The organism is Arthrobacter sp. efr-133-TYG-118 (genome assembly GCF_030209755.1).
GTDB lineage: Bacteria > Actinomycetota > Actinomycetes > Actinomycetales > Micrococcaceae > Arthrobacter.
Genome location: NZ_JARVRH010000002.1, coordinates 42493 through 65601, shown reverse-complemented (window position 1 = coordinate 65601; position 23109 = coordinate 42493). Strand labels below are relative to the sequence as shown.

The 23109-nt window shown below is 62.4% G+C and carries 18 protein-coding genes; 12 read left to right on the top strand and 6 right to left on the bottom strand.

What is annotated here, in order from left to right:
• Nucleotides 1–160 precede the first annotated feature (160 nt).
• Entirely contained in the window at nt 161–1039 is an 879-nt protein-coding gene (locus QRN59_RS01140; protein ID WP_284980720.1) for a hypothetical protein, read from the top strand.
• Entirely contained in the window at nt 1036–2121 is a 1086-nt protein-coding gene (locus QRN59_RS01135) for a 4-hydroxy-3-methylbut-2-enyl diphosphate reductase (RefSeq protein ID WP_284980719.1), read from the top strand. Before QRN59_RS01140 ends, QRN59_RS01135 begins: the two co-directional genes overlap by 4 nt.
• A gap of 54 nt (nt 2122–2175) precedes the next feature.
• On the opposite strand, the gene QRN59_RS01130 is transcribed toward QRN59_RS01135, so the two are convergent.
• Nucleotides 2176–3393, bottom strand: coding sequence for a DNA recombination protein RmuC (locus tag QRN59_RS01130; protein ID WP_284980718.1), 1218 nt, complete (start codon nt 3391–3393; stop codon nt 2176–2178).
• Between the two features lie 122 nt (nt 3394–3515).
• Here QRN59_RS01130 and ychF point away from each other — a divergent pair, with 122 nt between their 5' ends.
• The gene (ychF, locus tag QRN59_RS01125; protein ID WP_284980717.1) at nt 3516–4601 is read left to right on the top strand and encodes a redox-regulated ATPase YchF; all 1086 of its coding nucleotides are present in this window, start codon (nt 3516–3518) and stop codon (nt 4599–4601) included.
• A gap of 60 nt (nt 4602–4661) precedes the next feature.
• On the opposite strand, the gene QRN59_RS01120 is transcribed toward ychF, so the two are convergent.
• From QRN59_RS01120 to QRN59_RS01105, 4 genes are all read right to left on the bottom strand, one after another.
• On the bottom strand, nt 4662–5429 hold the full coding sequence (locus tag QRN59_RS01120; RefSeq protein WP_284980716.1) for an SCO1664 family protein: 768 nt from the start codon (nt 5427–5429) through the stop codon (nt 4662–4664).
• Complete coding sequence (locus tag QRN59_RS01115) at nt 5429–5983, bottom strand: DUF3090 domain-containing protein (protein ID WP_284980715.1); 555 nt, start codon at nt 5981–5983, stop codon at nt 5429–5431. The genes QRN59_RS01120 and QRN59_RS01115 overlap by 1 nt, the downstream gene beginning before the upstream one ends.
• 24 nt (nt 5984–6007) lie before the next feature.
• On the bottom strand, nt 6008–6700 hold the full coding sequence (locus QRN59_RS01110; RefSeq protein ID WP_284980714.1) for a histidine phosphatase family protein: 693 nt from the start codon (nt 6698–6700) through the stop codon (nt 6008–6010).
• Between the two features lie 92 nt (nt 6701–6792).
• A complete protein-coding gene (locus QRN59_RS01105; protein ID WP_284980713.1) occupies nt 6793–7572 on the bottom strand; it encodes an alpha/beta fold hydrolase in 780 nt (259 codons plus the stop codon).
• A gap of 84 nt (nt 7573–7656) precedes the next feature.
• Between QRN59_RS01105 and QRN59_RS01100 the strand changes: the two genes are divergently transcribed.
• The 4 genes from QRN59_RS01100 (at nt 7657) to QRN59_RS01085 (ending at nt 14585) form a co-directional block, all read left to right on the top strand.
• Nucleotides 7657–9423 (top strand): GNAT family N-acetyltransferase, encoded by a 1767-nt coding sequence (locus QRN59_RS01100; RefSeq protein ID WP_284980712.1) that lies wholly within the window; start codon nt 7657–7659, stop codon nt 9421–9423.
• Nucleotides 9424–10000: 577 nt separating this feature from the next.
• The gene (locus QRN59_RS01095) at nt 10001–11776 is read left to right on the top strand and encodes an ABC transporter family substrate-binding protein (RefSeq protein ID WP_284980711.1); all 1776 of its coding nucleotides are present in this window, start codon (nt 10001–10003) and stop codon (nt 11774–11776) included.
• A 176-nt stretch (nt 11777–11952) separates the two neighbouring features.
• Nucleotides 11953–13494, top strand: coding sequence for an ABC transporter permease (locus QRN59_RS01090; protein WP_284980710.1), 1542 nt, complete (start codon nt 11953–11955; stop codon nt 13492–13494).
• Complete coding sequence (locus QRN59_RS01085; protein ID WP_284980709.1) at nt 13491–14585, top strand: ABC transporter permease; 1095 nt, start codon at nt 13491–13493, stop codon at nt 14583–14585. Before QRN59_RS01090 ends, QRN59_RS01085 begins: the two co-directional genes overlap by 4 nt.
• Nucleotides 14586–14609: 24 nt before the next feature.
• Here the strand turns inward: QRN59_RS01085 and QRN59_RS01080 are convergent, their stop codons facing one another.
• Nucleotides 14610–15236, bottom strand: a complete 627-nt coding sequence (locus tag QRN59_RS01080; RefSeq protein ID WP_284980708.1) for a PH domain-containing protein — start codon at nt 15234–15236, stop codon at nt 14610–14612.
• A 79-nt stretch (nt 15237–15315) separates the two neighbouring features.
• Between QRN59_RS01080 and QRN59_RS01075 the strand changes: the two genes are divergently transcribed.
• The 5 genes from QRN59_RS01075 to QRN59_RS01055 all read left to right on the top strand — a co-directional run bounded on the left by QRN59_RS01075 (nt 15316) and on the right by QRN59_RS01055 (nt 23015).
• Nucleotides 15316–17163, top strand: a complete 1848-nt coding sequence (locus QRN59_RS01075; protein ID WP_284980707.1) for an ABC transporter ATP-binding protein — start codon at nt 15316–15318, stop codon at nt 17161–17163.
• Between the two features lie 424 nt (nt 17164–17587).
• Entirely contained in the window at nt 17588–19270 is a 1683-nt protein-coding gene (locus tag QRN59_RS01070; RefSeq protein ID WP_284980706.1) for a peptide ABC transporter substrate-binding protein, read from the top strand.
• Between the two features lie 133 nt (nt 19271–19403).
• Nucleotides 19404–20333, top strand: a complete 930-nt coding sequence (locus QRN59_RS01065; protein WP_284980705.1) for an ABC transporter permease — start codon at nt 19404–19406, stop codon at nt 20331–20333.
• 7 nt (nt 20334–20340) lie between these two features.
• On the top strand, nt 20341–21291 hold the full coding sequence (locus QRN59_RS01060) for an ABC transporter permease (RefSeq protein ID WP_284980704.1): 951 nt from the start codon (nt 20341–20343) through the stop codon (nt 21289–21291).
• An 11-nt stretch (nt 21292–21302) separates the two neighbouring features.
• Complete coding sequence (locus tag QRN59_RS01055) at nt 21303–23015, top strand: dipeptide ABC transporter ATP-binding protein (protein ID WP_284980703.1); 1713 nt, start codon at nt 21303–21305, stop codon at nt 23013–23015.
• The last annotated feature ends 94 nt before the right edge of the window (nt 23016–23109 follow it).

Here is a 23109-nt window from a genome sequence, read left to right as displayed (position 1 = left end):
CTGCTGTCAGTGCTACTGAAATTTTGCTACCGAAAAGATTTTGCTATCGAAAAGACGGTGGCAGGCTTCCAACTCTATCCATACCTTGTAGCATGCATGACCGACATTTACTCGTCGTCGCCCCGCCTGGTATTGCGGTACTTCAAACTTGAGGAATCCATTGCGTACGTTCATTTCTGCAATCGCAGTGATCTTTGCCCTTCTGCTCACAGGAATCGCTGTCCCTATGGCCTGGACGGAGGCCAATATCGTCAGGGAAGACGGATTTGTGGCGCTCACCTCTTCGATCGGGAAGGACCAAGCATTCCAGTCGCGCCTGGCGGCCACCGCCGTCGCAAGCCTGGAATCCAAAATCAATCTGCCGGCGCAGGTGGAGCAACTTGGCGCCACTTTCCTCAAGGATGCGGCCACCGCAATGTCCACGTGGCCCGAATACCCGCAAGCGTGGAATGAAACCGTACGCCGGAGCCACCAACTGAATTTCGCAGGCAATGCGGGCCCCGGGAACTCGACCGCGGGAACGTCCTTGGTGCTCGACGTCGGGCCCTTGGTCAAGCTGGCTGCTGACCGGCTGCACGCGGCAACCGGCCTCCCCATCGCGACGCCGGACTCCACGCTGATCAACATCGGAGGCCCTGCCCAGCGCCAGCAGGTAGACGCGATCGCCGCGTACGCGCCGATGTGGTGGATTCCAGGCCTTGGCGCCGTCCTGCTGTTTGTCCTGGGGCTGCTTGCCGCGAAACGCAGGGGCGTGCTTGTCTTGTTCGCCGGACTGGGCTTGGCCGCAGTCGCAGCGCTGTGGCAAGTGGCTACGACGGTGCTGAAGGGCGCAGGAGATGCGGGCTTGGGCGGAACCGCCACAGGCGGCCTTTTCGCGCGGGAGTTGGTGGCGGCATCGGTCGACAATTTCACCCGCTGGATCACCATCGCGTGGATTGCCGCGGGAGTGCTTGCGCTTCTTGGCCTGCTCGGTGCGATCTTCTCACGCAAGGCCGGGCCGAGCGTGCGTGCGAACGCTGCCGGTAGCATGGAGGGATGACCAGCTCAGCAGTTTCCATTCCGATGCCCTCTGTCCCGCGTAGGCGCCGGACGCCGGGGGAGGTGCTGGCCGCCGCTCCGGTCTCCGGCCCCAAGCGAGTCTTGCTCGCGGCTCCCCGCGGATACTGCGCAGGTGTCGACCGCGCGGTCATCGCAGTGGAGAAGGCACTGGAACACTATGGGCCACCCGTATACGTTCGCAAGCAGATCGTACATAACGTACACGTGGTCACCTCGCTGGAGGAGAAGGGTGCCATCTTCGTCGAAGAGACGGACGAGGTACCCGAAGGCGCCCTCGTGATCTTCTCAGCCCATGGCGTGTCCCCGGCTGTCGTGCAGTCGGCCGAAGACCGCGGCCTGCGCACCATCGATGCCACCTGCCCCCTCGTCACCAAGGTGCACCGCGAAGCCGTCCGCTTCGCCAAGGAAGACTACGACATTCTCCTCATCGGCCATGACGGTCACGAGGAAGTGGAAGGAACGGCGGGCGAAGCCCCGGACCACATCCAGATCATCAATGGTCCGCACGAAGTGGACAAGGTCACGGTGCGCAATCCGGAGAAGACCATCTGGCTTTCACAGACCACCCTGAGCGTCGACGAGACCATGGAGACCGTCCGGATGCTCAAGGAGCGGTTCCCCACATTGCAGGATCCGCCCAGCGACGACATTTGCTATGCCACCACCAACCGGCAAGTGGCCATCAAGAAGATTGCCCCGCAGGCTGACCTCGTGATCGTGGTGGGATCTGCGAATTCTTCCAACTCCGTACGGCTCGTCGAAGTGGCGCTCGAGTATGGCGCCAAGGCCTCCTACCGGGTCGATTTCGCGAACGAGGTCGACGAGAGCTGGTTCGAAGGCGTCGCCACCGTGGGCGTCACCTCCGGCGCTTCCGTCCCCGAAGTCCTGGTCCAGGACGTTCTCCGCTTACTGGCCGACTACGGCTACGGTGCGGTTGAAGAGGTGGTGACGGCGGAAGAAGACCTGCTGTTCTCCCTGCCGAAGGAACTGCGCGCCACCCTCAAGGAAGCCGGAGACGTCACACGCGCCTTGGGCGGACGCGGGAGCCGCCCAACGTCGTAGTCCCGGTCCGGGCGCGGCACCCTGTGCCCGGCCCGGACCCCTACTAGGCCGGTCTTAGGCCGCGGATTCGCCTTCGATCAGTTCGGGTGCGGCAAGCGCCCGCGGCACTGCTTCCACTGCGGACGGTGACACCAGACCGTCGGTGTCCATTGAATTGAGTTTCCGTGCCGTCGGCAAGACGCGTGCTTCCAGGGTTCCGACGAGTGCGTTGTAGCGATCCACCGAGGTCTTCAACGATGAACCCAGCTTGCCCACGTTGTCGCCGAGAGTGCCCATCCGTTCGTACAGCTGCCGGGCGAGCTCGAAGAGTTCCCGGGCGTTGTCCGTCAAGACGTCCTGGCGCCAGGTGAAGGCGACGGACTTAAGAACTGCCAGCAAGGTGCCGGGGGACGCGAGCACTACGTTCCGGGACAAGGCGTGGTCCAAGAGGGCGGGGTCCGCTTCGAGTGCGGCGGCCAGGATGGATTCCGCGGGCAGGAAGCAGATCACCAGTTCGGGGGAGTTGCCGGGGATGTCCCAGTACTTCTTGGACCCCAGGGCATCCACGTGGGACTTGAGGGCCTTCGCGTGCGCGAGGAGCAAAGCATCCGCGGCGTTGCCCACAGACTGCTCGCCGTTCCCTGCCAGGTGCCTCGTGTTGCCCTGTTCCTGGGCGGCGAGGTAGGACGCCAACGGAACCTTTGCGTCCACCACCAGCTGCTTTCCACCCGGTAACTGGACCACGAGGTCCGGCCGGATGGCGTTGTCGGCGGACGCGGAATGCACCTGCTCGTGAAAATCGACGTGACGCAGCATGCCGGCGGCCTCCACCACACGGCGCAGCTGGACTTCACCCCACTGGCCCCTTGCGCTGTTCGACCGAAGGGCCGAGGCCAGGGCGTGGGTGGAGCGCAGGAGCTGTTCATCGGACAGTCGGGCTTCCTGGAGCTGCTGGGCAAGCTGGCCGTACTGCTCCAAACGATCCCGCTCCAGAAGCGAGACCTGCTGCTGGACGGCCGTTAGCTTCTCGGCAACAGGGGCAAGGGCGCGCAACACACTGCCATCCTGGTTCCTGGACTCGTTCAGTTCACGGTTCTGTGACAACAGAAGCCGGCGTTCGGCGTCGGCGGCGGCAAACTGGGCGTTTACCGCGGCAAGCCGGGCGGAGACGCCGTCGAAATCTTCTTCAAGCGCGGCAGTGCGGCGCCTAAACAGGAGGAAGCCAGCCACCACCCCGGCGGCCGCTCCGAGAAGAAGCATGAACAAAGCGAGTATTACTGCAAAACCATCCATGTCTCCAACCTTGGCATAGGGGTCGGACAATATAGCGAAGCCGGCTCACGGCACCCGGGCGTCCGGTCCTGGGTTCCCCCCGCAAAGCGGAGAAGGGCACACAACGGGTAGAATCAATGCTCGTGGCTCTTACTATTGGCATCGTCGGACTGCCCAACGTCGGCAAATCAACTCTTTTCAACGCACTGACCCGCAACCAGGTGCTGGCCGCGAACTACCCGTTCGCCACCATCGAGCCAAACGTCGGCGTCGTCAACCTCCCGGACCCGCGCCTGCAGAAGTTGGCGGAGGTCTTCGGATCGCAGCGCCTCCTGCCCGCCGTCGTCTCGTTCGTTGACATCGCAGGAATCGTCAAGGGCGCCTCTGAAGGCGAAGGCCTGGGCAACAAGTTCCTTGCGAACATCCGCGAAGCCGAAGCCATCGCCCAAGTCATCCGCGTCTTCGATGACCCCGACGTTGTCCACGTCGACGGCAAAGTCGATCCACGCTCGGACATTGAGACGATCAACACCGAACTGATCCTGGCCGATCTCCAGACGATCGAAAAGGCCATTCCCCGGATCGAAAAAGAAGTCAAGATCAAGAAGCGGGAAGCCGCGGAACTCGCAGCAATCCTGGCCGCCCAGGTCGTGCTGGAACGTGGCGACACGATCTTCTCCTCAGTCAAGAGCGACAAGCTCGAGATGGAGCACCTCAAGGAACTCAGCCTCCTCACGGCCAAGCCCTTCATCTACGTCTTCAACTCGGACGAAGGCATCCTGGGCAACCCCGAAAAGCAAGAGGAACTGCGTGCCATGGTGGCGCCGGCCGACTGCATTTTCCTTGACGCCAAGCTGGAATCCGACCTCGTCGAACTCGACGAGGAAGAAGCCCGCGAAATGCTCGAGATGAATGGCCAGGACGAATCCGGCCTCGATCAGCTTGCACGCGTCGGTTTCCACACGCTCGGACTACAGACCTACCTCACAGCGGGTCCCAAGGAAGCCCGTGCCTGGACCATCCACCGAGGCGACACCGCGCCCCTGGCTGCAGGAGTTATCCACACGGATTTCCAGCGCGGATTCATCAAGGCCGAAGTTGTCTCCTTCGATGACCTTATCGACGCCGGATCCATGGCCGAGGCCAAGTCCCGCGGCAAGGTCCGTATTGAAGGCAAGGAATACGTCATGGCCGACGGCGACGTGGTGGAGTTCCGCTTCAACGTCTAACCTCTGCGGCCCGGGCAAGAAGTAGTCGGTCCTGGAGTGTCCCGAGGAGTGCAGTCGTGCTTAGAACAGCGGCCAGGGCACTGCCGACGCCGCACCGCTCGGAGCCGGAAACCGTCCTGCCAGGCGTAACCGTGCGCAGCGCGCGGCGAGCGATGCGATTTCTTCGGCGCTGAGCAATTCCGCCAGGGTTCGGCCCAGCTCACCGTGGAGTCCTTTGCTGACACGATCGATGCCGTCGCGTTCCTCGGGGGTTAGAGGGTCTCCCAGCCATCCCCACAGCACTGTGCGCAGCTTGTGGCCACGGTGAAAGGTGAGCCCGTGGTCCACGCCGTGACGGTGTCCGTCCGTCATGGCAAGAATGTGGTCGCCTTTGCGGTCGGCGTTGTTGACGACCGCGTCGAACACCGCCATGCGTCTGAGCGCTGGCGAGTCTTCGTGAACGAGGGTGACCATCCGTCCGTTCTCATCTTGTCCCTCGAGAACGTGTTTCCAGCCCGTCTTCGGCACGTGGTCTGTCGCGACCAGGTTCACGGCGATTTGGGCGGGGTCTTGCTCCTGCCAGAGCTGCACCATTCCTTTGCCCATTGGACCATCGCGCAGCCAGGTGTGTGGCACGATGTCCCAGCCGAAGACCTGCGAGACAAGGTAGGCGGCCACCTCACGGTGCGCCAGGGTGCCGTGGGGAAAGTCCCACAGCGGAGTTTCGCCTGCTATCGGCTTATAGACGACCACCACGTCGCCGATGCGGCCAAGAAATGTAGCGTTTGAAGCCGTCGTGATACGGCCGGTGAGCGTCAGCTCGGCGGTCACTAGGTCCGGCGTCGGCATCAGGCCTCGGGAAGGGTGCAGATGTGCCCGTCGGCGTCTATGGGGTAACCGCAGAGCGGGCACGTCGGACGCCCGGCGCCCACGATCTCGCGGGTGCGCTTGGCGAATGCGCGGGCGGTGCCGACCGGCATTCGCACCAGCAGCATTTCGGGCACGTTGGCGCCGTCCTCATCAAGCGGTGCGTCGTTGTCATCAGCATCGACATCGGTGATGGGGTAGGCCTCTAGTACGAGCTGTGCCGTGGTTGGGTCCCAAGCCAAGCTCATGGCGCCGGTGCGAAACTGCTCCTGAACGGTATCGAGTTGGTCATTGTCGACAAGTTCAACGGGAGTGCCCGTGGGGACGCTGAAGGGGTTGCCTTCGAGGGTGATGAGCTGGTCGAGAATTTCGTCGATCTTCTCCGCGAGCAGGGCCGACTGCTGTTTCTCCATGGCAATGCTCACGATCTGCGTCCCTGCGCGCACCTGCAGGTAGAACGTTCGGGCCCCCGGAAGGCCGATGGTGCCCACGACGACCCGGTCAGGCCAGGCAAACTCGTGAACACGTGTAGGCATGTCAGTATTCTAGGCACATGAGGCTTATGGTGCGTTTTGCCCTGCACCGCCGCCGACCGGCGCATCGCCAGAATGGATGCCGTTTGACAGCCACGACAAATCACCCGCGTCGGTGTTGGTCGCGTGGACGCTGGGCCCACTAGCGCCGTAGCGCACGATCGATACGGAGCCGGGGCCCACGGTAATACGCTGGAACAGGTCAAGGTGCATGCCGAGCGCTTCGGCAAGGATTGACTTGATGATGTCACCGTGGCTCACTGCCACCCACACGGCTCCTGGCCCGCACTCGGCTTCGAAGGCTGCATCGTGGCGTCGAATCGCTGCCACCGACCGAGCCTGCATGGCGGCCATGGATTCACCGCCGGGAAAGACGACGGCGGACGGTTGGGACTGCACAACCGGCCACAGATCCTCCGACGCGAGATCGCTCAGCGTGCGGCCCTGCCACTGGCCGTAATCGCACTCGATGAGATCGGGCTCGACCGGCGCGTACGGCGTGCCCGTCTGGCGATCGAGGATGAGTTGGGCGGTCTGCTGACAACGCTCAAGCGGGCTCGACACCACCGCGATCAAGGGCACGGCCGCGAGCCGGTCTCCGGTCAGAGCCGCCTGGTCGCGCCCGATTTGGTCCAGGTTGACGCCGGCGGCCCGACCGGCCAGCAGCCCAGTGGCATTGGCTGTGGTGCGGCCGTGCCGCACGAGGATAACTGTCGCCATCCACCCAGCCTAACCACCCGCCCGATCGCGGTGTGAACCGTAGCGGGTCTCGTTCCGCTTAACTGTGAGCAAGTATTCGAGCGAATCGTCGCTTAGCCCCGACGGGCGACATCCTGGCTCAGAATATTGGGCCAGGTTTCGACGTCTTCCGGGCTGTGGGCGACGGTCAGCGTTGCCTGGGGGAGCAGTGCGGCAAGGGATTCCGCGGTTGACAGCGGGTGGCCCGGATCATCGACCCACGCCAAGATTGTCGTCGGTATGTCGATTCGCGCGACGGCTTCCCGAGCAGGCAGATCGCTGAGTGCCGCGCCTCGAAACAACGATGGCAAGAGGGCGTCGGCGACGTCGGGCACCGTCTCCGGCGCACCGACCGTGGCCGGCGGCGGTGTTGCTCCGCGAGTGGTGGCGAGGAATGCCCCGACACCTACAGACTCGATCAACGCCGCGGCAACCCGGTAGTTTGCAGCCTGTGCAGCCCGGGTTTCCCACGCGGTGGGTGGCACCATAAGCGTGAGCCCAGTAAAGCGGTCTGGCTCGCGGGAAGCGGCATGCAGGAGTGTGCCGGTACCCATGGAGGGACCAACTCCGTGGACACGTTCGCCCGGGAACCAGTGATCGAGCAGTCGCAGGAGGTCATCGGCGAGGGTTTGCCATTGATATTCCTCGGGAACCTTCCGCCCCGTCGACCGGCCATGGCCGCGTGCGTCGTACCGCAGAAGTCGAGTTCCACTAAGCCCTCGACCGAGGTCGAGGTTGAGCACCCGATCGCGCGCGCGGCTTGAGGTAAGGCCATGCAGTTGGACAACCGGATGTCCACCTTCGTCGCTCAAAGCAACCGCAAGCTCGGCTCCGGGAACCTCGAAAGTGGGCATCAGGCTCCTCGTTTCGTGACTGACCGCGTCACGTCGAGTGGCCGCGTTGAACATTCAGGCTATCCGGGGCGATAGGATACTGCCATGCGGCTGACCAACGTCACGCACCTGCGCCTCCCGTTTGGACGACTTTGGGGCTACGACGTCAGTGTGTCTGCGCTCGACCGACGTCTTCCAGTGTCCTTTGACCAGCGGCTCCATGTGGGGGCAGGCGACCGCCCCGGCTCCTGGATGGCATTGTCTTTTCGGTTGCCTTCACCCACCCGTCGTGAGTCAATCGCCGATGCCTGGCTCGCTGTCGTCGCCCGTCATGGCACACTGCGAACGGCATTCGTGCCCGGTGCGGATGGTGATCCGGAGCTTTACGAAATTGAAATTGGTCCGGGAACCTGGGTGGAGCATCAGGTATCTCCCGGCCAGGCAGTCAATGACGCGGTGCGGGACATTCTCGATGCCGCATGTTCGCCATACCAACAGCCCTCACACCGGCTGTGCGTATTGGAGACTGCTGCTGGACTCACCGTCGTGATTGCGGCCGACCACGCCCACGTCGATATGTGGTCCATGCTGGTGCTCGCGCGAGACCTGCTGTCCGCGCTCGATGCCGGGAGGGCCGGCCGTGAACTGTTGCCTGGGGCAGCGCCGGCATTTGTTGAACACACCCAAGCACTGTTGGATCGGAATGCGGCGCCGGACCATGTGCGTCACCGATGGGAAGAAATCATCGGTGAAAGCGGCGGCGTCATGCCGCAATTCCCACTGCCCCTGGGTGCGCCCGATCCGCAGCGCGAGCGTGTAGAAGTTCGCGATGTCTTCGATCTCGATGACGGTGCCGCATTTGCTGCCCAGGCCCGCAACGACGGTGTCTCGACGCTCGCGCTCGCTGTTGTTGCGATGACAGCGGTGACCCACGAGTTGGCAGGATCCCCGCTGCGGGCCGTTTTTCCCGTGCACAGCCGCTTCGACGACAACTGGCATGACTCAGTGGGCTGGTTCATTACTAATTCGGTACTTGAGTCGGCAGTCGCCGAGCCGCGCGCCGCGGCGGCCGCGGTAAAAGAGGCTGTGCAGCTTGGCTCGTGGCCGCTCGCGGACGTCCTGGCTCCATGGGGCGGCATGCCCGTAGCTCCTGGTATGTTCGCGATCTCCTGGCTGGACCTGCGCAGACTGCCGGTGCGAATCGACTCTGTCGGACTCGATGCCCATTATGTGAGCGCGACAATCGACACCGACGGCGTCATGCTTTGGTTCATCCTGGACGAGTCAGGTCTGCACTTGAGATGCCGCTATCCCGACACCATTGAGGCTCGAGCCAACGTCGGCGGATGGCTTGATCTGCTGGTCGCTCGTTTGCAGGCAGATGCGCGATCGTCGGTTCAAGGACTGCTGCAGGTGGCGGGCCGGACCTTCAGGCTGGAACGCGCGAGTCGCGACGATGTCGAAGCCATCGCCGCGCTGTTGTCTGATGATCAGTTCGGTCCCGATCGTGAGTGCGTCGAGCTCGAACGATACGAGGCGGCCTACAACCTGGTTGTTCGCGACAGTTCCAACTATCTGGGGGTTGTCCGCGATGATGCCGATCGCATCGTTGCCACGATGCAATTGACCGTCATTCCAGGTCTTTCCCGGGGTGGTTCTTCCCGACTACAGATCGAGGGACTTCGAGTTGCGGCCGCGGAGCGCTCACATGGCTTGGGCACCGCGATGCTCGAGTGGGCACACAATTTTGGGCGTGCGCGTGGGGCGCAACTGGCACAGGTGACCACGGACGAGGCACGGGAGCGGGCTCGAGCCTTCTACGCCCGACTCGGATATCGGACTGCCCACGTTGGACTGAAACGGCGCATATAGAAGTCCACACAGATCGGGCTAGTCGGTTTCGGGTACCAGACTACGGTCGCGGACTCGCCGTCGTCGGACTCACGAGCGGGTTCGTCGGCTAGAGGCTGGCCGTGTGCCAAACCAGACCATTGGTACTCTCCGCCCGGCTGAATCTCCGGGAAGTCCGATACCTCGCCCTCGCTGCGTCCTTTATCACGGGGACCGGCCTCATAAGTGAATTTCTCGCTCATACGCCTCAACCTAAACCCAAGACGAGGCCTGAATACCCCCTGCACCCTGCCAGCGGCGCACGCGGTCTCTCCCGGCCTGGAGGGTTCAGTGATGGGGAATTAACTGACATAGGCCCCTGTTCGCCTTGAATCGTGGCTTATGTCATGTTGGCGTGGATTACGGAACCACTAGGACGTCCTTCAATGATTGCATCTCGATAACAAACTTTACCGGCGGGAAACTTTGGACCCAAACATCCGTTCCGGGCGCTAGGCTACTGCTCATGTGAGACCAGCCACAAGCCTGCTGAGGGGGTTGTGGCAGTCTGCCGGAGTCAACAGCGCCGGCTTTTTCCACTCAAAAAATAGGAGGCGGAATGCGTTTCGGACGTACTTCCAAAGCAGTGGGTATCGCGGCAATCGCCGCGATCGCACTGAGCGCCTGTGCCGGCAATTCCGGTGGCAATACCCCATCCACCGGAGCCGCCAAGACGGGTGGCACGGCCACTGTGGTCGAGGTCAACGCTTTCAACACGTTCAATCCCAACACAGCCGACGGCAATACTGACATCAACTCCAAGGTCAGCTACGCAACGCACTCGGGCTTCTACTACATCGACAACAAGCTGAACGTCGTTCACAACGACAAGTTCGGCAAGATGGAGAAGGTCTCGGACAACCCGCTGACCGTCAAGTACACCATCAACGACGGTGTGAAGTGGTCTGACGGCACCCCGGTCTCCGCAGCTGACCTCCTCCTGCAGTGGGCGGCCTTCTCCGGTTACTACGATGACGCTGATTCCAAGGCCAAGACGGGTACGTCCTACTTCTCGTACGCTGGCGACAACACGGGCCTCAGCCTGACGGACTTTCCGGAGATCAGCAACAACAACAAGACCCTCACGCTCAAGTACTCCAAGCCTTTCGCCGACTGGGAGATCGTGCTTGGTGGTCCCGGCATTGACGTTCCTGCCCACGTCCTCGCCCAGAAGGCCGGCCTGAAGGACACCCAGGCCCTGATTGACTTCTTCAAGAGCAAGCCGCGCGGAGATTCCAAGGCACCACTTCCCGCGGATCCGAAGCTGAAGGCAATGTCGGACATGTGGAACACCGGCTTCGATACGAAGACGCTTCCCGCCGACCCGACCCTGTTCCTCTCGAACGGTCCTTACATCGTCAAGAGCATGAACCAGGACCAGTCCCTCACCATGGTCCGCAACAAGGACTACAACTGGGGACCGACTCCAAACCTTGACGAAATCACCGTCCGGTACATCGGCTCGGCGCCGGCCCAGGTCCAGGCCCTCAAGAACGGCGAGGCGGACATCATTGCCCCGCAGGCTTCTGCGGACACCCTCGACCAGTTGAAGGCACTCTCCAGCCAGGGCGTTACCGTCGACCAGGGCAACCAGCTGGCCTTCGACCACTTGGACCTGAACTTCTCGGGTCCGCTGGCCGACCAGAACGTACGTACCGCCTTCATGAAGACGGTGCCCCGCAAGGACATCGTCAACAAGATCATCGGCAAGCTTGATCCGAATGCGAAGCCGCTGGACTCCCAGATCTTCGTTCCCCAGCAGGCCGCGTACGCTGATTCCGCCAAGAACAATGGCTCCTCGGCCTTCCAGGACGTGGACATTGATGGTGCCAAGAAGCTCCTGAACGGTGCGACTCCGGAAATCCGCATCATGTACAACAAGGACAACCCGAACCGTGTTGACGCTTTCTCGCTGATCCGCGAATCCGCCACCAAGGCTGGCTTCAAGATCGTCGACGGCGGCTTGGGCGCCTCTGACTGGGGCAAGGCCTTGGGCAAGGGCGGCTATGACGCAACCATCTTCGGGTGGATCAACCCGGGTGTCGGAGTCTCCGGTGTTCCGCAGATCTTCAAGACCGCTGGTGGCAACAACTTCAACCAGTTCAGCAACACCGATGCGGACAAGCTGATGGAGGAGCTCGTGGTCACCACCGACCGCAGCAAGCAGGACGATCTCCAGAAGCAGATCGACAAGAAGATCTGGGACAGCTCTTACGGTGTTCCGCTCTTCCAGTCAGTGAACGTGGACGCATACAGCGACCGCATCACCGGCGTGAAGCTCATGCCGAACCAGACTGGTGTTTGGTGGAACTTCTGGGAGTGGGCTCAGAAGTAAACCTTGCTCGCTGAGCTAAATTACCTGCCAAGGCGCCGGGACCGACGTATCATGGTCCCGGCGCTTTGGTTGGTGCACCGGCATATTGTCCGCTTCCCACAACCTCATCCAAGGAACGGGCACGATTCTGCGATGGGCGCCGGCGAACCCGGGCCTGGATTTCGAGGTTCCTCACCATGTTGACCTATATTGTCCGGCGGTTGGTTACCGCCGCATTCATTCTTCTCGGAGCATCGTTCCTGGTGTATCTCCTGACAGCGTCGTCCGGAGATCCCCTGGCAGAATTCCGAGCCAGCAGCGCGCCGAACCGGCAAGCGCTGATGGATGCCCGCATCAATCTGCTTGATCTCAACACTCCGCCGCCGTTGCGCTATTTCAAATGGCTTGGCGGTGCGGCCCAATGTGTTGTGCCGTTTGGAAACGCCTGCAACCTTGGCAAGAACATCGCCGGACAACCAATTACGGAGGCTCTCGGCTTTGCCTTGGTTCAAACGCTCACGCTCGTCACGGGCGCCACAGTCCTGGCCATCCTGATCGGCATCTCCCTCGGCATCGTCACCGCCCTCCGTCAGTACAGCGCCTTGGACTACGGCGTGACGTTCATGGCGTTCCTGTTCTTCTCGCTGCCGATCTTCTGGGTGGCCGTCCTCCTCAAGGAATTCGGTGCCATCGGCTTCAACGACTTCCTTCGAAATCCGGAAATACCGCCTGCCGTGGCCTTGGGGATCGGTGCCGTTCTCGGCGTCATCGCCGCAGTAGTCGTCGGTGGAGCGGCCAAACGCCGACTGATCGTCGGCGGCTCGGTCTTCGCGGCTGTCTCCCTTATCCTTTTCTACTTCTCCCTGACTCAGTGGTTCCGCAATCCAGGTTTGGGTCCCGTCATCATCGCCATTCTTGGAGTGGGAATTGCCTTCGGAGTCACGGTATTGGTTTCAGGGCTCAAGAACCGCAAGGCCCTGCAATCGAGCCTGATTGTTGTGGGCATCGGCGTGATCGCCTACTTCGCTGTCCAGCCGTTGCTCAATGACGCGACCGGGCTCATGATATTCCTCCTTGGCATCGCCACCGTCCTTGTTGGCGTGGCCGTCGGGTACTTCATGGGCGGTTTCGACCGTGGACAGTCAATGCGTGCCGCCGCTATCACGGCGTTCCTGGTCGGAGCGCTCGTGGTCCTGGACCGCTTCATGCAGGCATGGCCGTCGTACTTCAACAACAGCCGGGTTCGTGGGCGTCCCATCGCCACCATCGGGGCGGGAACCCCGAACATCCAGGGTGACTTCTGGATCATGTCCACCGATACGCTCACCCACCTCGTATTGCCCACGATCGCCCTGATCCTGGTCTCCCTGGCCAGCTACACACGGTTCACGCGCTCATCGATGCTGGAAATCATGAACATGGACTACATCCGGACAGCACGGGCGAAGGGCTTGAGCGAACGGTCCGTGATCATGGGCCACGCGTTCCGGAACGCCCTGATACCCATCGCGACGATCGTCGCGTTCGACATCGGCGCATTGATAGGTGGTGCGGTCATCACGGAATCGGTGTTTTCCGTCCGCGGCATGGGCTTCCTTTTCATTGACGGACTGCAACGCTCCGACGTGAACCCGGTGATGGGCGTCTTCCTGTGCGTCGCCATCACCGCAATGGTCTTCAACCTCGTAGCGGACCTCGCTTACTCCGCTCTCGACCCACGCGTAAGGATCAAAGCATGAGCCAGCCAACCCAAGAGGAAGAAATTCTGGCACAACAGGCGCTTGCCGAAGCAGCACGGGCCGAGGCCGGCATCGAAGTTACCGGTGGCCTCAGCCAAGGCCAGATTGTCCGTAAACGGTTCTTTGGCCACACCGGTGCCTTGATCGGGCTCGCAGTATTCGCTGCGATCTTCCTGCTCGCTTTCACTTCAGTGGGTGCTTTTGGCATCCCTGGGTGGTGGAAGTACAACCACGTGGATGTTTCGCCCCTCGTCAACGATGGTGTCCCGACGTCGTCGTTGTGGCCGCTTGCCTGGGGAGAGCACCCGTTCGGCCAGGACAGGATTGGACGCGATCTGTTTGCCATGACCATGCGCGGTGCCCAACAGTCCATCACTGTCATGGTCCTGATCGGCGCCATCGCGGGTGCGGTCGGCGCAATCGTCGGCGGCCTTGCCGGTTATTTCCGCGGCTGGGTGGAAGCCGTCCTCATGCGCCTCACCGACGTCATCATCATCATCCCCGTGCTGCTCCTTGCGGCCGTGGTTGGCCAGATTGCCAACCGCAGGGATGAAGGCAGTTGGATTGCAGGATTCGCTTCCAACAACGGCGTCGTCATTCTTGGCGTCTTCCTTGGCTTCGTCCTCTGGGTGGGCCTCGCCCGCCTGGTCCGCGGTGAGTTCCTGACCCTGCGCGAGCGGGAGTTCGTAGACGCAGCCAGGATCTCCGGAGCCTCCAACGCAAGGATCATCTTCAAGCACATCCTCCCGAACGCCGTCGGTGTGTTGATCGTCAACGTGACGCTGACCATGTCCGCAGCGATCCTGCTGGAGACCGCCCTCAGCTACCTGGGCCTCGGCGTGAAGGCTCCCGATACCTCGCTCGGCCTGTTGGTTGCGCAAAACCAAGAAGCTTTCGCCACAAGGCCGTGGTTGTTCTGGTTCCCCGGCCTGTTCATCATCCTCATCTGCTTGAGCATCAACTTCATCGGCGACGGACTGCGGGACGCGTTCGATCCGCGGCAGAAGAAGTTCAAAGCCAAGACCGCCGTCGAAACAGCGCGCCACTCCAGCACGACGGCGCCGGTTGCCGATGCCTCGAAAGGCAGCTGAGTGCTACCCGTGCAGGGAAACCTCCTAAAGGAAGACCGCCCAGTAGCTGGCCGCGGCCAGGGCCACGGTTGCCGCTATCCGGAACCATCCGACGGCGACCGTCACCAAAGCGTCCTCAGCCCGGCCGGGTTCTACGCGTCCGGCTTCTACGAGGTCCTGCCAGCGGGTGCGGACGAGGACCGCTGCGGCACCCGAATCGGTGTTCTTGAGGTCTCCGGGGCGAACCGAGCTGCCGGGGCCGTAGGTGGTGCCCGGGAGTCCCTTGAGGTGCTCGGGGCGGGCATTGCGCCCGCCCCAGATTCCCGGCGCGGGAGCAGCCCAGGCCGGGTACCTCTTGTGAGGCGTCACGAGGGTGAGGGCGAAGCGGGTATCAACCTGCACCAGGGCGTCCCACGGAACATCGATGGTCCGGTAGGGATTCTCCAGCGCGACGCCGGAATCCCTGACCACCACTACCGGGCGCCAGAAAAGCAACCAGCCAAGGAACGCTATGAAGAGCAGGGGAGTGGTGCCCGGAAGGGCGCGCGGCCCGGCTGCCACGAGCGTAACGACAACTCCGAAAACGGCAACTGCCCAGCAGATCCAAGCAAACATCTTGCTGGTGCGGGCCTTGAAGATTTCGACATTTCCGGCATACGGCGCTCTGCTCATGCCCCTAATAATTCAGGATTCCGGGCTACTTCACTAATCACCCCTTGGAGGGTGGCCCGGGTGGAAGGGAAGACCCAACATGACTGACAACGCCAGCCCCGAACCGGAGGCTACCCACCTCGAGACCGAGTCGGACAAGAGCGCGCGCGGGGCCATGGTCCTGGAAGTACGCGATCTCAGCGTCGACTTCGGTGTCGACAAGAAATGGGTCCCTGCCGCCATCGGACTGAACTACGAGGTCAGGGCCGGCGAGGTCCTCGCGATCGTCGGCGAGTCTGGTTCCGGCAAGAGTGCTAGTTCCATGGCCCTGCTCGGCTTGCTGCCCAGCAACAGCCGGGTTCGGGGGAGTGTCAAGCTCTCGGGCAAGGAGTTACTGGGTGACAAGTCAGGCAATATCCGGGAAGTCCGGGGCAAGGACGTCGCGGTCATCTTCCAGGAGCCCATGACCGCACTCAACCCCGTGTACACCGTGGGTGCGCAGATAGTGGAGACGATCCGGCTGCACAACTCGATCTCCCCTGATGAAGCCAGGCAGCGGGCCGTGCGCATGCTCGACCTGGTGGAGCTGCCAGACCCCGAGAAGGCCTTCAAGTCCTATCCTCACCAGCTCTCCGGCGGCCAGCGGCAGCGAGCCATGATCGCGCAGTCATTGTCCTGTGATCCTAAACTCCTGATCGCAGACGAACCCACTACTGCCTTGGACGTGACTGTCCAGGCCGAAATCCTGGACCTGATGCGCAACCTGCGCAACAAGCTGGACAGTGCCATCGTCCTGATCACCCACGACATGGGCGTGGTGGCCGACCTCGCCGATCGCATTGCGGTGATGCGCAAGGGCGTCATCGTAGAGAGCGGTACTGCGCAACAGATCTTCTCCAACCCGCAGCACGAATACACACAAGCTCTGCTAGCCGCTGTTCCCCATCTGGGGCAGGGCGCGGACACGGCCGACGTCGACGTGACCGCAGCATTGGCTGCGGCAACTAATACGGAGCTGGAATCGGTCGATCACGATGAGCTGGTCCGGAGGGAACTCGAGAACCAGGCTGCTTTGAAGACAGCGGCAGAAGAAGCTGCCAAGCCCAAGGGTGAGCCCGTGCTTGAGCTGATCGACGTGGCTATCGAGTACCCCAAACAGGGCCGGGTTCCCGCATTCCGCGCCGTCGAGGAAGCCAACCTCGTGATCTACCCCGGTCAAGTGGTAGGCCTTGTTGGGGAGTCCGGATCGGGCAAAACGACCATTGGACGCGCCGCCGTCGGACTCTTGCCGGTAGCCGCAGGCAGCATGCGTGTTGTGGGTCAGGACATTTCCGCTGCAAAGCGGAATGGAAAGCAATTGCACGAAGTGCGGCGGGACATCGGCATGGTGTTCCAGGATCCGTCGTCGTCGTTGAACCCGCGGCTGCCCATCGGCGAAAGTATCGGCGAGCCGATGTACCTCGCCGGGGTCGCGAAGGGCGTCGATCTGCAGAAACGGATTGAGACCCTCCTGGACCAGGTGGAACTGCCGCGCGGCTACCGCAACCGGTATCCGCATGAATTGTCAGGCGGCCAGAAGCAGCGCGTCGGCATTGCCCGGGCGCTGTCGCTGCAGCCCAAGCTCATGGTCGCTGATGAGCCGACGTCGGCGCTCGACGTTTCGGTACAGGCAAAGGTCCTGGAACTCTTCCAGAACCTGCAGAGGGAGCTGGGATTCGCGTGCCTGTTCGTCACGCACGACCTCGCCGTGGTTGATGTGCTCGCAGACCGGATCTGCGTGATGCAGCGCGGCAGGATCGTGGAGCAGGGCACCCGGGAACAGATCCTTCGCAATCCGCAGGAGCCTTACACGCAGAGGCTGCTGGCTGCGGTACCCCTTCCGGACCCTGAGAAGCAGCGCGAGCGCCGGGAACTGCGCGCCCAGCTCATGGCCGCCGGGATCGAGTAGCAACCCGGGAGGCATTCCCGGCGGCACGTACTCGCTGTCGCAACCGCAAAGGAGTCCCCGTGGCCATTGGCCGGCGGGGGCTCTTTTCGTGTTTTTTGAGGCGCTGGGTGTCTCCGTTGTCCCTCTTCGGGGTGCCTGAAAAAGCCCTACATTCCGGGGAAAAACAAGGGTCAGGCATGTCGAGTGTAGCAATGAAACACCCATTACGTGAAATGACCGCTTCATTTACTTGAAATGACTGCTTCATTACTAAAACTGTCAAGAGCACACTTCGTTGTTCATGCCAATGGGATTCCATATTTCGGACAAGGTGTGGTTAGGATTACACATCCATGTAGGCCGCGTCACAGGATAATTCTGTGCCTGGCCCCGGGGGCAGCTATGAGTTGCCCCGACCCATCCCCCTGAATCCTTAGGAGGCGGAATGCGTTTTTCGCGCACTTCCAAAGCTCTTGGCTTGCTGGCAGTCGCCGCACTTGCCCTCACCGGATGCGGCAGCTCTGGCTCCGGAAGCAGTGGCCAGACCGCTGCCGGCGATCCGAACAAAATCATCACCGCATACAGCAATGAACCCCAGCACCCCCTGATCCCTTCCAACACCAACGAGGTGTACGGCGGCCGCGTTGTCGACCTCCTGTTCGAAGGCCTGACCAGCTACGACGCCAGGGGCAAGTCCGTGAACGCACTCGCGGAATCCATTGACACGAGCGACGGCCAGAACTACACCATCAAGGTCAAGAAGGGCGCCAAGTTCACCAACGGCGAGGCAGTCACTGCCAAGAGCTTCGTTGATGCTTGGAACTTCGCCGCACTGAGCACCAACGCCCAGTCCAGCAGCAGCTTCTTCGAATCCATCGAAGGCTACGACGCAGTCAGCGCCGTCACGAAGACCAAGGGCGCGGACGGCAAGTCAAAGTCGACTCCCGCACCGACCGCCCAGACGATGTCCGGCCTGGTGCTGAAGGACGATTCGACCATCACGGTCAAGCTGGCACAGCCGGAGGCCGACTGGCCGCAGCGCCTCGGCTACTCCGCCTTCATGCCGCTCCCGGCCGACGCCCTCAAGGACCCGAAGGCCTTCGGCGAAAACCCCATCGGCAACGGCCCGTACAAGATGGCCGCCAAGGGTGCCTGGCAGCACGACAGCCAGATCGCCCTCGTCAAGAACCCGGACTACCAGGGCACCCGTATGGCCAAGAACGGCGGCGTGACCTTCAAGTTCTACACCGACCCGGCTCCGGCTTACACGGACGTCCAGGCCAACAACCTTGACGTTACCGACGTCCTGCCGACGAACGCCCTGAAGACCTACACCACGGACTTCCCGGACCACAGCCTGAACAAGGCTTACGCCGGCAACGCAACCTTGAACATCCCGAACTACCTGCCTGAGTTCCAGGGAGACGCCGGTAAGCTCCGCCGCCAGGCCATCTCGATGGCCATCAACCGCGACGAAATCACCAAGGTTGTCTACAGCGGCACCCGTATTCCGGCAAAGGACTTCACGTCTCCGTCCATTGACGGCTACAACGCCAACGTGACCGGCTCCGACGTTCTGAAGTTCGACGCCGCGAAGGCCAAGGACCTCTGGGCAAAGGCAAACGCCATGAGCCCGTGGCCCGCGGACAAGGTTCTTCAGCTCGCGTACAACACCGATGGTGGCAACAAGGAATGGATTGACGCCGTTGCCAACAACCTGAAGAACAACCTCGGCATCAAGGCAGAAGGCCAGCCGTTCGCCAAGTTCGCCGAGATCCTGAACCTCCGCACGGCCAAGACCCTCCCGGGCTTCACCCGCGCCGGTTGGCAGGCAGACTACCCGTCGCTGTTCAACTTCCTCGGCCCGCTGCTGAAGACCGGTGCCAGTGCCAACTACGAGGGTTACAGCAACCCCGAGTTCGACAAGCTGCTCACCGAGGGCCTGGCGTCCAAGTCCACGGACGACGCCAACAAGAAGTTCACCCAGGCACAGGAAATCCTCTTCAAGGACCTCCCGAACCTGCCCCTGTGGTACCAGGCACGCCAGGCTGTATGGAGCCAGAACGTCAGCAACGTCGACTCCGGCTGGAACGGCGTCCTGCTGTACTACAACATCACCGCAAAGTAGTCCTACTGGACTCGTTCCAAGCTCGTTAGCGTATGGGGGTCCGGCCACAAACCGGGCCCCCATGCCTTGATTCGGCACGAAAGCTGTCCCTAATGAATCCCCACATTTTCAAGAGCGCCCAGGAACCGTTGCTGTGACCCAGTACATCCTCCGGCGTTTGCTGCAGGTCATTCCCGTATTCCTGGGAACCACCCTGCTCGTGTACTTCATGGTCTTTGCCCTCCCGGGCGACCCCATCCGCGCCCTATTCGGCGACCGGCCGCCCAGCGAGTCGGTCATTGCCGCGCTGCGCCAGCAATACAACCTCGACCAGCCGTTCTGGGTCCAGTACGGCCTGTTCCTCAAGAACCTCTTCACGTTCAACCTCGGGGTGGACTTCACCGGCCAGCCAATCGCCGCCACCCTTGGCCGCGTTTTCCCGGTCACCGCGATGCTCGCCGTCGAGGCCCTTGCCATCCAGGCTGTCTTCGGTGTGGCCTTCGGCCTGATTGCCGGCCTGCGCAAGGGGAAGATCTTCGACTCCACCGTGCTGGTCGCCTCCCTCGTGGTCATCGCCGTCCCGACGTTCGTCCTGGGCTTCGTGCTTCAGCTCGTCGTTGGCGTGCAGCTCGGCTGGGCCAAGCCGACCGTTGGATCCAACGCGGATTGGGGCACCCTGATCCTTCCGGCCGCAGTCCTTGGCCTCGTGTCCTTTGCCTACGTGTTGCGCCTCACCCGGGCCTCGGTCATTGAAAACATGAACGCCGACTACGTCCGCACCGCAACCGCGAAAGGCCTCTCCCGCCCCCGCGTGGTGCTGGCCCACATCCTGCGAAACTCCATGATTCCCGTGGTCACCTACCTGGGCGCGAACCTGGGTGGCTTGATGGGCGGTGCGATCGTCACCGAAGGCATTTTCAACGTGCCCGGCGTCGGCCAGAAGCTCTACCAGGCCGTGATCCGCAGCGAAGGCCCCACCGTCGTCGCCATCGTGAGCGTGCTGGTACTGGTCTTCGTTGCCGCCAACCTGTTGGTGGACCTCCTTTACGCCTGGCTTGACCCCAGGATTCGCTATGAAAAGTAGATCCGTTATGAAAAGTAACCGTCAGATCGAGCACTACGTTGCCCCTATCGACGAGACACCGCTGCTCGCGACAGATACCCTCAAGGTCGACGCAGCACCCCTGAGCCTGTGGGCGGATGCCTGGCGGAAGCTCCGCCGTCGGCCGCTCTTCATCATCTCGGCGCTCATGATTGTGCTGCTCCTGGTCGTCGCGTTCTTCCCGGGCCTGTTCACCCAGACAGCCCCGAACGACAACTGCCAGCTGGGCGACTCCCTGGCGGGCCCCTCGGCCGGCCACCCCCTGGGATTCACCTTCCAGGGCTGCGACATCTACTCCCGCGTCATCCACGGCACGCAGGCATCCCTGACCGTCGGCGTCGTCTCCGTCATCTTCGTCCTGATCATCGGAGTTACGCTCGGCGCGCTGGCAGGCTTCTTCGGCGGCTGGGTTGACACCATCATTGCCCGCATCGGCGACATCTTCTTTGCGTTGCCTTTGGTCCTCGGTGCGCTGGTAGTTACCCAGCTCCCCTTCTTCCGCGAGAACAAGAGCGTCTTCACGGTGGTCGTGGTCATCGTGATGCTCGGCTGGCCGCAAATGGCCCGTATCACCCGCGGTGCCGTGATCGAGGTCCGCAACGCGGATTTCGTCACTGCCGCACGCTCGCTCGGTGTCTCCAAGATCGGTACGCTGGTCCGGCACGTCGTTCCGAACGCTCTCGCGCCGATCATCGTCCTGGCCACCATGGAGCTTGGCGTCTTCATCGTGACGGAAGCAACGCTGTCCTTCCTTGGCATTGGCCTGCCCGGCAGCATCATGTCCTGGGGTAACGACATTTCCGCGGCGAAGGACACGTTGCGCACCAACCCCGAGGTGCTGATGTTCCCCGCAACCGCACTGTCCATCACGGTCCTGAGCTTCATCATGCTTGGCGACGCGCTGCGTGACGCCCTTGATCCCAAGAGCCGCAAGCGATGAAGGAGGCAATCATGACAACGTCCAACATCACCATCGACGAAGCCGGAACCGAAGAGCGTCCGCTCCTGGAAATCCGGGACCTCGCCATCTCCTTCCAGACGGCGAGCGGCGAATTCCAGGCCGTCAAGAACGCCCACCTGACCATCATGCCCGGCGAGACCGTCGCCATTGTGGGGGAGTCCGGTTCGGGAAAGTCGACGACGGCGCTTGCCGCTATTGGCCTCCTGCCGGAGAACGGCCGGGTTTCCGGCGGGCAGATCCTGCTCGACGGCGAGGACATCTCCGATGCTCCGGAACGGCGCATGATCGAGCTGCGCGGCAACACGATCGGCATGGTTCCGCAGGATCCGATGTCCAACCTCAACCCGGTCTGGAAAATCGGCTACCAGGTCCGCGAGACACTGCGCGCCAACGGCAAGCCCAGCGGTCCTGCCGACGTCGCCCGCGTCCTGGGCGAAGCCGGGCTGCCGGACTCCGCACGCCGCGCCAAGCAGTACCCGCACGAATTCTCGGGCGGCATGCGCCAGCGGGCCCTGATCGCCATCGGCCTGTCCTGCCAGCCGCGGCTCCTGATCGCGGATGAGCCGACGTCGGCCCTGGACGTCACGGTGCAGCGGCAGATCCTGGACCACCTCGAAACCATGACGGCGGAGCTCGGCACGGCGGTCTTGCTCATCACCCACGATCTTGGCCTGGCTGCCGAGCGTGCGGACAAAGTGGTGGTCATGTACCGCGGCAACGTGGTGGAGGCCGGTCCTTCGCTCGAATTGCTTCGTAACCCGCAGCACCCCTACACCCAGCGGTTGGTGGCCTCGGCGCCGTCGCTGGCTTCCCGGAGGATCCAGGCCGCCAAGGCCGAAGGAATCCAGACGGAAGAACTCCTCGCGCCCACCGAAGCTGTGGTCGAAAAGGCGTTGTCAGACGACGTCCTGAAGGTCGAAAGCCTCAGCAAGGTCTTCAAGCTGCGCTCCGGAGTGGGCAAGGCAACGGACTTCAAAGCGGTGGACAACGTCTCGTTCAACGTCAAACGCGGGACGACGACGGCGATCGTGGGGGAGTCGGGTTCCGGCAAGTCCACGGTGGCCCAGATGGTCCTCAACCTGCTCGCACCGACGTCGGGGCGGATCGTATTCGACGGCGTGGACACCTCCACCCTGAACAGCCGGGAGATCTTCAAGTTCCGGCGCCGCGTCCAGCCGATTTTCCAGGACCCGTACGGTTCACTCGACCCGATGTACAACATCTTCAGGACCATCGAGGAACCGCTCCGGACCCACAAGATCGGTGACAAGGTCAGCCGGGAGAAGAAGGTCCGGGAGCTCCTGGACCAGGTGGCGCTGCCGCAGTCCACCATGCAGCGGTACCCGAACGAGCTGTCCGGCGGGCAAAGGCAGCGTGTCGCGATCGCGCGGGCCCTGGCCCTCGACCCCGAAGTGATCATCTGTGACGAGGCGGTCTCCGCCCTGGACGTTTTGGTGCAGGCCCAGGTACTGAACCTTCTGGCCGAGCTGCAGTCCAATCTCGGACTGACGTACCTCTTCATCACGCACGACCTCGCGGTCGTGCGGCAGATCGCCGATCATGTCTGCGTGATGCAGAAGGGCAAGCTCGTGGAGACCGGCAGCACCGACGACGTCTTCGATTCGCCGCAGCAGGACTACACCAAGGCCCTGCTTCACGCGATCCCGGGTGCCAGCCTGATGCTGCCGCCCGTTGTGGCCTGACGGGCCTGCCGCCCGTCGGCTGAGTGCCACAGAGGCGGGAAGAAGAGCCGGTACCACTTCCGTGGGGGGAAGTGGTCCCGGCTCTTTTGCTGTT